The 12,691-nt window shown below is 32.2% G+C and carries 9 protein-coding genes and 1 pseudogene; 3 read left to right on the top strand and 7 right to left on the bottom strand.

Going from position 1 to position 12,691, the window contains the following annotated elements; translation table 11 throughout:
* Positions 1-302: 302 nt before the first annotated feature.
* Together C7958_RS13260 and C7958_RS13265 are read right to left on the bottom strand one after the other, a co-directional pair.
* Positions 303-1,659 (bottom strand): annotated as a pseudogene (locus C7958_RS13260) (IS1380 family transposase).
* Positions 1,660-2,283: 624 nt separating this feature from the next.
* The gene (locus C7958_RS13265) at positions 2,284-3,939 is read right to left on the bottom strand and encodes a carbohydrate porin (RefSeq protein WP_111573162.1); all 1,656 of its coding nucleotides are present in this window, start codon (positions 3,937-3,939) and stop codon (positions 2,284-2,286) included.
* 424 nt (positions 3,940-4,363) lie between these two features.
* Between C7958_RS13265 and C7958_RS13270 the strand changes: the two genes are divergently transcribed.
* Entirely contained in the window at positions 4,364-4,636 is a 273-nt protein-coding gene (locus tag C7958_RS13270; protein ID WP_111573163.1) for a transposase, read from the top strand.
* Between the two features lie 90 nt (positions 4,637-4,726).
* Positions 4,727-5,170 (top strand): hypothetical protein, encoded by a 444-nt coding sequence (locus C7958_RS13275; RefSeq protein WP_111573164.1) that lies wholly within the window; start codon positions 4,727-4,729, stop codon positions 5,168-5,170.
* Here the strand turns inward: C7958_RS13275 and C7958_RS16150 are convergent.
* The 5 genes from C7958_RS16150 to C7958_RS13300 form a co-directional block, all read right to left on the bottom strand.
* A complete protein-coding gene (locus C7958_RS16150; protein ID WP_111573195.1) occupies positions 5,093-5,380 on the bottom strand; it encodes a DUF4372 domain-containing protein in 288 nt (95 codons plus the stop codon). The two genes, C7958_RS13275 and C7958_RS16150, sit on opposite strands and share 78 nt — an antisense overlap.
* Positions 5,381-5,581: 201 nt before the next feature.
* Positions 5,582-6,457 carry a sugar ABC transporter permease gene (locus C7958_RS13285; RefSeq protein ID WP_111573165.1) on the bottom strand — a complete coding sequence of 292 codons (876 nt, stop codon included), beginning with the start codon at positions 6,455-6,457 and terminating at the stop codon, positions 5,582-5,584.
* A 14-nt stretch (positions 6,458-6,471) separates the two neighbouring features.
* On the bottom strand, positions 6,472-7,413 hold the full coding sequence (locus C7958_RS13290) for a carbohydrate ABC transporter permease (RefSeq protein ID WP_111573166.1): 942 nt from the start codon (positions 7,411-7,413) through the stop codon (positions 6,472-6,474).
* A gap of 66 nt (positions 7,414-7,479) precedes the next feature.
* Positions 7,480-8,754, bottom strand: a complete 1,275-nt coding sequence (locus C7958_RS13295; RefSeq protein WP_111573167.1) for an extracellular solute-binding protein — start codon at positions 8,752-8,754, stop codon at positions 7,480-7,482.
* A 29-nt stretch (positions 8,755-8,783) separates the two neighbouring features.
* The gene (locus tag C7958_RS13300; protein WP_111573168.1) at positions 8,784-11,192 is read right to left on the bottom strand and encodes a glycoside hydrolase family 31 protein; all 2,409 of its coding nucleotides are present in this window, start codon (positions 11,190-11,192) and stop codon (positions 8,784-8,786) included.
* A 225-nt stretch (positions 11,193-11,417) separates the two neighbouring features.
* Between C7958_RS13300 and C7958_RS13305 the strand changes: the two genes are divergently transcribed.
* Positions 11,418-12,680 carry an ATP-binding protein gene (locus tag C7958_RS13305; protein ID WP_111573169.1) on the top strand — a complete coding sequence of 421 codons (1,263 nt, stop codon included), beginning with the start codon at positions 11,418-11,420 and terminating at the stop codon, positions 12,678-12,680.
* Positions 12,681-12,691 lie beyond the last annotated feature (11 nt).

Here is a 12,691-nt window from a genome sequence, read left to right on the forward strand (position 1 = left end):
GAATATTTTGATTCTGATAACGATAAATAATAGATCAATTTGAAATACTAAGAATCAGGAAGAATAGGACCGGACAAATGTCCTAAATGTAAATATTGAACTTGAATTCGGCAAGTAAAAAGTTAAAGTAGTTCTTTTTAGATTTTTGCCGTTAAAAAATCATTTCAATCTATTAAAATCAAATATTTAGTCTTAATTTAAATAACCAGTTAAATAAATTGTCCAGCTTCCAGATTTTAGACGCACTTAACTAAACTATGGTTTTCATAGTTTAAAAATTAGTCTAAACTGTACTGGTGGTTTTAATTTAGCACCACCTTCTTTCTAAAATCTGTTAATGCTTTTCTAAGATGTATAATTGTTTTTTCCAGCAGTTTATTTGGGGCAAAGCGGATGTGTTTGTACCAGCCGCTGCCGCAGATATTACCTGCTATTTTGTAAAAGATCCTTCTTAGAGTTGTTATCTCATGATGATGCATATTTTCAGGTAAGAAAGTTCTTTTAAACCAATTATTAAGGTTAAAAGCAATCATTTTAATCAGCAAATACAGCTCATTACATTTGCGATTAATCTGAGTGTTCTGGTCAAAAGCAAAGCCTTCTTTCAGCTCGTCAATCTTGTTTTCAATATTGCAGCGTTGGTTGTAGTCATTGAATATTTCTTCAGCTGTTAGATAGTCTACATTAGTGACGATAGCCTGATACTCATAGGTAAATTCTTCAAAGAGCATCTGTCCATTTTTGTTATATTTGGGAAGAGACTTTTTGATTAAGACAAATCTGCGTTCTCTATCCCAGCTTTTTAGTGGTACTCTAATTTCAGTAACACTAAAAGTGTTATCGATTTTGACCCAGGGATACTGATCTGGATTTTCATTGACATAATCAATAATCTTTTTGATACCATTTTGCATTTTAGCTTTAATGACATATTCGATACCGTTATCTTCACAATATCTGAAGTTTTTCTGATCAAAGAAACCTCTATCTGCTCTGATTCTTTTTAGATACCAGCTTTCAGGTAGAGTCTCAATACAGGATAAGGAATTCATGGTTGCTGTGATGAGTACCTTCTTCCAGTGTCAGGTTAAGTAGTTTATCAGTTTTAGATATGATACCCACTTTTTCTTTAAAGGATGGTCTGCCTTTATATCTTGGATTATATCCATTTGCAGAACCTTCCTGATTACCAAAAACGGTACAGACTGTATCGTCAAAGTCGAGTATCACTTCTTTAGCAGGCTGTGTTTTAGCAATTGTTTCGAGAAGATTTTTATTAAGTTCTCTCAGTTCATTTACACTTTCTTCAGGCATAGCTTTCAGAAGATCACGACATACTTTTTCACTGGGAACATTAAAATCTTTAATCTTTAGATATCCTGCATCTTCTCTAAGATTTTCATAATGAGAAAAGCGGGAATACCCCAGAATAGATGCATCAACCATAAAATCCAAGATATCATTGGGTTGATAAGTTGCATTAGGTGCTTTTTGATAGCTAATATTATCCGAAATTAAAGATTTAAAATCTATACTGGATTTAGCAGCTTCCAGGTAAGAAAAAGCTGGACAACTAGACACTGTCTCACTATCAAATTTAGCTGGAATATTTAATTTGTTAAAACTATTTATTTTAGTGTTGTTTTGTGGTAAACTCATATCAGAATCTCCTTTTTGGTTTTGGTATGGTTTTTGTGTTAAAAACATTTTACCACAAACCTTAAGGAGATTCTATTTTTTTATTCAAAAAAATTTGAACTAGATTTACTGTTTAAAGACTATCATAACTGGATTCGGTATTTTTACTTGCCGAATTCAAGTTGAATTAAAGGGACTTTTTAACTCGAAAATTTTTACTCTTTATTACTGTTCTTTTACTCATTTACTGGTAAAAATCATGTCCTGGTTACTGAAATATTTCTTGGCTCATAACAGCAATAACTCTTTTTTCGTACCATATTTTGTTCTGGTACTATCTTTCTGCCTAAATTCCCCCGGATCCCAGAAATTATAAGCAGTATATACTTCATTAACCTTGAAAAAACAACAAAATACTAATAAAAGTAATATAGTAGAATCAATGCCAATATATTTTCTAAACACTTTTTATCCCTATTTTCAATTACAAACTACACAAATTATTTAAAATAAAATGTAAGGCTGGATCTACTGGCAACTACAGCTGCTGTAAAAACAAATACAAGAAAATTTTAATTATAGATGAAAACCCTATTCCAATAAAATAATTAGAAATAGGGTTTTTGATTTGAACATTTTTAAATTTTACCACCAGGCTTCAAATTGAACACCATAAACGGTTCCACTATCCTCATCAAATTCATCTGCAAAAACAGAATCAGTTTTTGCATCATCTTTGTACTCATCACCAAAAGCATGAGTTACAAAAATTCTTATCTCAGGACGGCTCCAGAAATTACTTTCTAATTTAATTGTAGGAGCAATAGTTAACTTAGTTACCTTATAATCTCCTTGGTCATCAATATCAGTATAATCATAACCAATATCATATTGCATTGCAAAATTATCAGTTAAGTAATTTACAAAACGGGCACCAGCAGTAATATTAGTTTTATCATTTTTACCGTCATAATCTTGATCTAATTGATAGACAAATTGCGGCATAACATCCCAATTTTTATTAATCGAAGTTAAACCATAAGTTAATAATCTGACAGAGCTTTGTTCTTCATTTTTATCTAAACCATATGAAGAACCTACATTAGATCCTAAATCATCTCCATACTGCAGAGCTGCTGTCATGTTTCCATTTGTAAAACCATAAAAGTCAGAACGGTTATAAACAGCTGCGGCTTGAATACCAGTTCTATCCTTTGTATTCACTTCGTTTTCATCTCCATTTGACCAAGAAGGAGTTAATTCAAATTCCCAATAACCACCTAAACCTTCAATATCTTTTAGTCTTATATCGATATTTTGTTGTGACTTTTCCCCAACGTTTTCAAATACAGTACCTTCAGACTCTCCAATAAAAGCTAAATCCATAGAAAAATCACTAAATTTAATTCCCTTAACTCCAGCACCATATCCACTCATATCTCGCCAGTAAAAATCTGTAATATGAATGTCGTTTCTACCGTAGAAACGACCACCAGCCCAAAAATTAGCTTCAGGTGCAAAATCAAAACCTCCACCTTCTATAAAAGCTTCTCTAACTGCGATTCCATCTTCCCATATACCATAAGTTCCATTTAAATCATTAGAATGGGCAAAAGTAAATTGACCTTTCATCCAAGCCCCAGAATTAGTAGTCATCTTATTAGAAACTGTTTGTTCAAAATAAGTATCCATTTCATTTCCCAGTCTAAAATCGCTAGGAAGTCTCTGATCTGTCGAACCTCCATTGGCATTCATCACATAACCAGAACGGGCATATCCGTGCCACTCAAAACCTTCCCAACGACTTTGCTTTTCCTCAACAGTATCTAATCTTGTATTCTGCTTTGCATCACTTTCTTTTAAAACAGAAATATCAGAACCAATTACTTCGAGTTCACTTTCAAATTCAGCTGTCAGAGACTTAATAATATTTTTTACTTCTTCAGCCTCAGCATCACTTATGTTATTATCATCAGAATTTCTCTTATTTAATATTTCCTTAACTATAACTGTAACATCTTCCGCTTCACCTTCACTTAAATTTTGATTATTCTTATCTATTTCATCAGTAATCTCTTTTAAAACTCTATTCACTATTACAGCCATTTCATAACGATTCATAGAATTTCCGCCCTTAAATTGACCATCAGAATATCCCTCAATAATTCCACTGGCAATCAAATTGTTAATAGCATCATATGCCCAGTGATCAGAAGGCACATCAGAAAGAGTTGAAGCACTTATTGATAAAGAAAATGTCAAAAACATTAGAACAGCTAAAATTGTTATAGTTTTTTTCATAAAATATTTAACCCCTTTCAAATTTTTGAATTTTTTATAACCAATTTGTCTATATTACATCACCCTTTAATAGTTATCACCTCCTTTTTTATTTTTGTTTGCACAATCGTTTGCACAAATTTTAAAAAAATAATTATTATTTAATATGATCTCAACACAAAAAGCATATAATATTTTCCAATTCATATAAATATAAATAATAAGTAAAGTCTTTTAGAACAATAATAAAAGCTATTAAAAGTCCTATAATCGCTGATATAACAGGATTATATGTATAATTAGTATAACAAATAATACTAATTGGGGTGCTTTTGTGTTTTCTAAAAATGAATTTCAACAACTGTCTTTTAATGATTCTGTCTTAGATATGCCAGAATATCTTAAGAAAATATTTGAAGATAGCTAGACTTATCCTTTTCAGCAGGTGATATTCCCTTCAATTGACGAGGATAGATTTGAAGTACTGTATTCTGATAAACTATCCAGACCTAATTCTCCAGTTAATGTAATCATTGGAGCTTTAATTCTAAAAGAAATCTTTGGTTTTTCTGATGCAGAGCTTTTAGCTTCTATCTACTTTTATGATAGATTTCAGTATGCTCTTTGTCTGACCAGTGAAGAAAAACCTCCAGTTTCAATTAATATTTTTCCGAATTTCAGAAAAAGAGTTTATGCTTATGAAAAAGAAACTGCTTGAGATTTAATTAAAGAAGAAGTAAAATCACTTTCTGAACTTATCGCTCAAACTTTAAAGATTGATAACGAAAAAGTTAGAGTTGATTCCTTTATGGTTGCTTCTTCCTGCAAAAATCTGTCAAAAATAGAACTGGTATATACTGTTAATACTAATTTAATCAAAAAGCTCAATCAACTAGATAAAGCTGCAATACCTGAAAGCAGTCTTAGCTATTTAGATAAAGATCATAAAAATGAGATCATCTACAAAACCAGAGATAAAGAAAGTGAATCAAAACTTGATTTTCTCTTAAAACAATCACAGATGCTCTACAGAACAGCTTTAGAAAGTGCTTCTAAAATATCAGAAACTGAAGAATTTAAATTTCTAAAAAGAATGCTCGGAGAGACTGATCATGATAATTTTGATGACCTTGATCCAGATAATATTGAAGCTAAAGATGCAAGAAAATTGGATTCAGATATTCTTCAAAACCCCAGTGATCCTGATGCAACATATCGTTTTAAGTATAATAGTAATGTTGTATACTGCTAATGTTGTTGAAGTATTTGATGCTGAAAAAGATGTCTGGACTGCTTGTAAATTATATTTATTGCTGACATCAATGCTTAAACTACCGAGAGAAGATACAGATTCAAGCTGACCATAGAGTAAAATTTGAAATAACTTTTTAGTTGTAAGTTTTTTGGTATATTTATCCAGTTCAAGTTCAGTAACAATTTTTGAAAATAAATTAAAATTTATAAAACAAGTAGTTGATTAAATGTGATTTCTGTGATATTTTGTCCATAGTATTTGCTCCTTATTTATTGGGATTTGGACAAAGGCTATCCTAATCCCAATTATAGGAGTTTTTCTATTTTAAGCAAGTATTTTCGCTAAAAATAAAACTTGACTTTTCTTAAATATTTTTATGCAATGCTAGTGCTGTATAATAATTAAAAATCATCCTTTTACTCCACCCAGGGTTAAACCTCCCACTAAGAAACGAGAAAGTAAGAGAAAAATTGCCATAACTGGCAGCATAATTAATACTGAAGCTGCGGCAAATTGTGCCCAGGCAGTATTAAACTGACCTGCTAAATTAGTTAAACCAACTGGTAAAGTATATAAACTATTGTCTGTCATTACAACCCTGGCCACCATATATTCATTCCAGGCTGTCATAAAAGAAAATAGAGCTGTAATTACCAGTGCTGGTTTGGCAAGGGGAAGTATTATCATATAAAAAGCCTGAAATTGATTTAAACCATCAACTAATGCTGCTTCTTCCAGACTTTCGGGAATGGTATCATAATAACCTTTCATCTGCCAGACACAGAGGGGTAGGGCGGTAGAAGAATACATAATTATCAAACCAATATGAGCCTTAGCCATTCCTAAAAAGGGAACCACTATCGTCTGCTGTGTTAAGCCAAATTGAGATAATAATATATACATCGGTAGCAAAAGCATTGTAGCAGGGAACATCTGAGTTAATAAAAAGAATGTTAAACCAGATTTACGACCTGGAAATCTTTTGCGAGAAAAGACATAACCAGCTGTTGAGGCCAGTGAAACACCAATAATTACAGTAAAAAAAGTAACTAAAAGTGAATTTCTTAACCAGATTAAAAATCCCTTATCAAAAATTAAGGTTCTATATGCCTCAAAAGTTGCATTATCAGGAATAATGGCAAGACTCGTTGAATGTAATGAGTCACCAGGTCTTAAGGATGTACCAAAAACTCTTAATGCCGGGTAAACAGCAATAACTACAGAAATTAATAAAATTATATGAAAAATAATCTTCTTCCATTTACTATCTTTTTTTACTGACATTTAAGAACCTCCTTTTAGTCTGCATTAATATAATCAATAAAGCTAATTGCCCAAACAAGTAAAATCACAAAAATAATTAAAGAAAATGCTGCCGCATAACCATAACGATAAAATTCAAAAGCGGAACGGTAAACATGAGTAACTAAAATATCTATTTTATTTGTAAGAGTGTTTTGAGTTAATAAGTAAATTACTCTTAAATTATTAAATGTCCAGACAACTCCCAGTATAACTGCAGGTAACATAACAGGTTTTAATAATGGTAAGGTTATATGTTTAATCTGCTGCCAGTTGCTTGCACCATCGATTTCGGCGGCCTCATAAAAATTAGGATCAATACTCTGCAGACCCCCGAGAGCAATCATCATCATAAAGGGAATTCCAAGCCAGATATTAACAATTAAGGCAGCGCTAAATCCTGTATTTGCCTGACTCAACCAGGCAATTCCTGGTATACCTATTTTTCTCAGCAGTAAATTAACCGCTCCATAACGGTAATTAAACATTCCTTTCCAGACTAAAACCACAATATACTGAGGTATTGCCCAGGGGATAACCAGTAAAGTTCTATAGATTGATTTAAACATTAAATCTCGATCAAGTATAATAGCATAAAATATTCCAAAACTTACATGGGCTACAACATTAATAACTGTCCAGGCAACTGTTCTCAATAGAATAATCCAGAACGAACTTTCAGTTATTATTTGAATAAAATTATCAATCCCAATATAAGTGAGTTGATCACTTTGTATAAACTGCCTCATATTGTACATATTCAGATTTGAAAATGCTAATCTAAAATTATAAAAAAATGGATAAATAACAACAAATAATACAACTATAAAGGCCGGCAGCAGCATCAAATAAGAAAATTTATGTTCTCTCCAGAAGTCTTTAAGTGAAAAACTTGCTAATGATGATGTAAACCTCAAGTTTTGATCAGGTTGACTCATTTAATTACCTCCTAAAAATTTAAAAAAGAAAAAGAGGGGGCGTCCCCTCTTTTAATTTTATTAGAATTACTGCATACTTTTAATATTTTCTTCAGCTTCCTGCTGCATTTGTTCAGCAGCAGCTTCAGGTGCTAAATCATCACTCATTACACTCTGTAAAGCTGGTCTAACAGCATCCCAGATACCTCTCATTTCTGGAACTACAGGCATGGCTTTACCATTTCTCAGCTGTTCAGCAGACCCTTTCATTATTGGGTCATTTTGAATTTGAGGTAAACCATAAGCCTGGTCATTGCTTGGAAGGAAATTATTTTCAACATATAATTCCTGGGCAGCAGTACTTGTCATGAAATCAATAAAGTTAATTGCTGCAATTTGCTTTTGCTCAGCTAAACCTGACATAACAATAAATCCCTTTCCACTTGTCATTGGCTGACCATATTTACCAGTTTTTTCGAATCTAGGAATTGGAGCAACTCCTAAATCAACATTTTTCGCACTTTTATAACCTTCAATTGACCAGTCTCCATTAATAATAAAGGCAACATTTCCTTCTTTAAATAAGCTGTCCATCAGGTCATAATCAGATTCTTTAGGTACAATTTCATGCTCAAATTTAAGTGAATGAACAAACTCTAAAGAATCAACTGTTGCTTCAGTATTTAAAGTTGGATTATATTCTTCATCAAATACCCAACCACCAAAACCACCGTGGAATGCAGCCCACCAGAATGGTTCATTCAAATTATAAGCTAAACCATACTTATCAACCAGGCCATCACCATCTTCATCAATAGTATTTGCTTTAGCTACTTCAATTAATTCAGACCATGTTTCTGGAGCTTGATCTACAATGTTTTTATTGTACATTAACATTAAGTGATTACCCATAGTTACAGGCACACCATAAGTTTCTCCACGTAAGCTCATACCAGGAAGAGCTGCATCAATATACTTATCTTTCATATCCTGACTCATTAAGTCATCTAATGGTTGAGCAAGTCCCATAATGGAGAATGGTCCCATATGGTCAAAAGGACTTAATACTACATCTGGACCCTGACCACCCATGTATGCAGTTTGAGTATTCTGTCTTAAATCCTCAACACTGCCGGCGTGTGTTCTTTTTACGGTAACATTAGGAAATTTGTTTTCGAATTTTTTGATTAGTGGATCTAAAATTTCAGTATCGATTCTTTCCTCGTCAGCTTCCCATAACTTAAGTGTTACTTTTTCTGTAAGCTCTTTTTTATCGAGATCCTGTTGAGCAGCAGCACCTACAGAAAAGATTAGAGATAAGGCTAAAACTAAAATTGAAACAGTAAAAATTGACTTTCTCATTAATAATTCCTCCTTTTAATTTGTAAAACTTAACTTAATTCAATGGTAATTTTATTTATAACAACTGGAACTTTAAATTCCAGTCTGTTATCAGAGTAATTAAACTCACTTAATTGATTACCATCAACATAGATATTTAGAGGATCCTTATTTAAATTATTGAAAATCATCTTATAATCTTTAAATTCCTGCTGATAGTTTTTTTCCTTCCTATCTATATTAAATATTATCTGATTATCAGTATATTGATATTTAAATTCAGTAATGTTATAAACTCCATTTTCATAATTATAGGAAAGACCATCATCATCATAAAGTTCATAACTACCTAGATTATTTTCCTCATTTAAGAAAACATTTAACTCCAGACATTCAATCTCCTTTTCTCCAATATAGTTTAACTTATCATTTAAGGGAATAATACTGCCTGCCTTAATAAAAATTGGCATTTTCTCCAGAGGAGCATCCACTATTAAATGTTCTTCTCCCTGATATACTTCTTTTGTCCAGAAATCAATCCACTTTCCTTCAGGTAAGTAAAGCATTCTCTTATCTTTATCAGGCTGATAAACTGGAGCCACCAGAACACTATCTCCAACCATGAATTGGTCTGAGAGATTCTGACATTGCCTGTCAGCAGGAAATTCCATAATTAAAGGCCTCATAAGCGGAATTCCTGTTTTGGAAGCCTGATAAAAGAGATTATATATATGTGTTATAAATTTATATCTTAATTCAATATATTTTTTAATAATCTTTTCAAATTTTTCTCCAAAGGACCAGGGTTCCTGAGAAACAGCTCTAACTTCACAGTGATTTCTAAAGAAAGGGACAAAAGCTCCCATCTGAGTCCAGCGGGTTAAAAGTTCACCATTACTGTTACCGGTAAAACCTCCAACATCGGTACCACAGAATGTAATACCTGACAGTCCCATATTCATCAGCATCGGCATAGCAAGTTTAATATGATCCCAGAAACTCCGGTTATCTCCGGTCCAGACAGCAGAATAGCGCTGAATACCTGCAAAGCCAGCTCTGGTTAAAACAAAAGGCCGCTCATTATCCAGACTTTCCTTTAAACCTTCAAAAGTTGCCTTATTTTCTAAAAATCCATATAAATTATGAAAACGGCGGTGGGTACCAGAATCACCATCATTCTGATGCATCACCTCAACATCCATGGTATCAGATTTATTAAAAGCAGCCGGTTCATTCATATCATTCCAGATTCCTTTTACTCCAAGGTCTGTGTAATCTTTCTGCAGGCCGGCCCACCAGTCTCTTACCTTTGACTGAGTAAAATCTGGAAAAGCACAATTTCCTGGCCAAACTTTATCTATAAACACTTTGCCATCAAGATATTTGCAGAAATAATCATTTTCCATACCCTGCTGATAAAGTTTATATTCGGGATCTTTTTTTACACCGGGATCAATAATTGTAACGGCTTTAACTCCATTTTCTTCCATCTTGGAAAACATTGCTTCAGGATCTGGAAAGCGATCTTCATCCCAGGTATAAATTTTATATTGATCCATATAATGAATATCAAAATGAAAAGCATCACATGGAATTTCTTTATCCCTAAAAGTTTTTAACAGCTGCTCAACTTCAGCCTGGGGATAATAACTGTAGCGTGACTGATGATAACCCAGTGACCATTTGGGTGGTAGAGGCATAGTACCAGTTATTTGAGAATATTTGCTGACTACTTCTTTTAATGAAGGACCATTAATAAAATAATAATCCAGCTCTCCCCCTTCTGCCCAGAAGGAAAAATAGTCCTGACCTTCACTTCCCAGATCAAAAAAACTCTTATATGAATTATCAAAATAAATACCATAACTATTTTTGGGATTAAAAGCTATTAAAAATGGTATTGATTGGTATAAGGGATCAGTATCACTGACATGAGGAAGAAAAGTATCATGATTCCACATCTCATATATTCTACCCTTTTTATCAAGCCAGCCTGTTTTCTCTCCTAGACCATAAAATCTTTGACTCTGTTCAAATGATTTCCAGGCTCTAACTTTTTGTTTTTTCCAGCCCAGAGCATATTCATTGTGATCTTTATGAATTAATTTCCCCTGTTTATTAAATACTTCAAGCAGAAAATTTTCTTTCTTAAGCTTAAGAACTAAATTATCTGTTTTAATAATTAATTCACTATCTTTTTCATTAAAAATAAAGTCATCATAAGTTAAATTATGTTCAATAACTGCCTCAGTACTTTTATAATTAATTTTCTGATCTGAATGTGCCATAATAACTCTAAAAATATCAGCAGTTAAAAATCTGATTGCCAGACTGGCATGTTTAAAATTTAACCTAATCTCATTATTCTTTATTTCATAATTCAAAATACCACTTAATTTATGGTAATCACTACTGTTATCTCTGCTTTTACCCTGCAGTAAGGCTTCACTATTATCCATTTTACTATCTCCTCTCAACCGAAAATCTTTGTTATATAAAATCATTGCGCAATCGTTTGCACAAATTGGCAAAAAAATATTATTTCTGTTTCTTTCTTATTTATAGCTTAATACATTATTCTGACATTTGCAAGTCTTTTAAGAATTTTTTTCTGTTTTTTTGTAAAATTTATCTCAAATCTGATATAATTGTGTTTAATTAGAGTAGTTAAGGAGGAATCAAATTTGAAGAAGAATGATTTTAAAATTGCTTTACAGGAAAGTGAAAAAATAATACTATTTAAAAATATTAAAGAAGCTGAAATTATTTTAAAGTTAAAGAACTGCTTAACAGCAGAAAATGATTCCAGATCAAATCTAAGTGATCTAATTTATAACTTAATAGAACTGAGTATTAATCAGGGGCTTAGTGGTGATCTCTGGCATAATTACCTTAAATTAAAAATTTGTGCTGCTGAAAATGTATTTACTTTAAGAGCAGAAAAAAAGTTAATTAACCGCGAAGACAGTCTTTATCAGATTGCGTTAAATGATGTTGAAATAATTAACAACTTATTTTCTTTCTCTTTTCAGGATATTCTAAAACATTTAAATCAAAGCAGACTTACAAATTTAAATAGCTTTAAAATTACAGACTCAGAATTAATGCCCTATAATCTAAAAGACTTGCAACAACTATTTAGGTCTAATTCCCCAGGGGAAAATTTAGATAACTTAATTAAATTTTATCAGAATTATGGTGTTGGACTTTTAAATCAAAGTAGAGCCTTTTTCTGGCAGCAGAATACTTTAAAGGCAGTAAATAATCCCGACCCTATTACCTTTGATCAATTAATTGCCTATCAAAAGGAGAAACAGAAGTTAATAGAAAACACCGAAAGCTTTTTAGAAGGTTACCAGGCTCATAATGTATTATTATATGGTGACAGTGGTACTGGAAAATCTTCCTCTGTTAAGGCGGTTTTAAACAAATATTATCAGCAGGGACTGAGACTAATAGAAATCAACAGTTCTCAAATTAAAGAGCTGCCAGAGATTCTTGAATATTTAAATCAGCGAGGTCTTAATTTTATTATTTTTATGGATGATCTTTCTTTTGAAGAATTTGAAACTGACTACAAATATTTAAAGGCAGTAATGGAAGGTGGTATAGAATCAAAACCCGAAAATGTGCTCTTTTATGCAACAAGTAACCGCAGACATCTGGTCAGAGAAAAATGGCAGGATCGAGAATCTGAAGTCCACGAAAATGATATTTTAAATGAAAAATTATCACTTAGCGAAAGATTTGGACTGACCTTAATGTATAACAATCCTACTCAAGCTGAATATTTAACCATAGTAAATGAACTGGCTGCTCAGTCAGGTTTAAACCTGACAAAAAAAACTTTAAGAAGCAAAGCTCTTCAGTGGAGCAAATGGAATAATGGTCGTTCAGGACGTTCGGCAAAACAGTTTATTAATCAACTTCTAAAAGAAAAAAAATAATTTAAAAAAAC

The organism is Halanaerobium saccharolyticum, from assembly GCF_003259895.1.
Classification (GTDB): Bacteria; Bacillota; Halanaerobiia; order Halanaerobiales; family Halanaerobiaceae; genus Halanaerobium; species Halanaerobium saccharolyticum_A.

Bases quoted from the DNA above. Each gene is read 5' to 3' on its own strand.
- C7958_RS13285 (WP_111573165.1), bottom strand. From the start codon at position 6,457: ATGTCAGTAAAAAAAGATAGTAAATGGAAGAAGATTATTTTTCATATA.
- C7958_RS13275 (WP_111573164.1), top strand. From the start codon at position 4,727: ATGGTTGCTTCTTCCTGCAAAAATCTGTCAAAAATAGAACTGGTATAT.
- C7958_RS13265 (WP_111573162.1), bottom strand. From the start codon at position 3,939: ATGAAAAAAACTATAACAATTTTAGCTGTTCTAATGTTTTTGACATTT.
- C7958_RS13300 (WP_111573168.1), bottom strand. From the start codon at position 11,192: ATGGATAATAGTGAAGCCTTACTGCAGGGTAAAAGCAGAGATAACAGT.
- C7958_RS13290 (WP_111573166.1), bottom strand. From the start codon at position 7,413: ATGAGTCAACCTGATCAAAACTTGAGGTTTACATCATCATTAGCAAGT.
- C7958_RS13295 (WP_111573167.1), bottom strand. From the start codon at position 8,754: ATGAGAAAGTCAATTTTTACTGTTTCAATTTTAGTTTTAGCCTTATCT.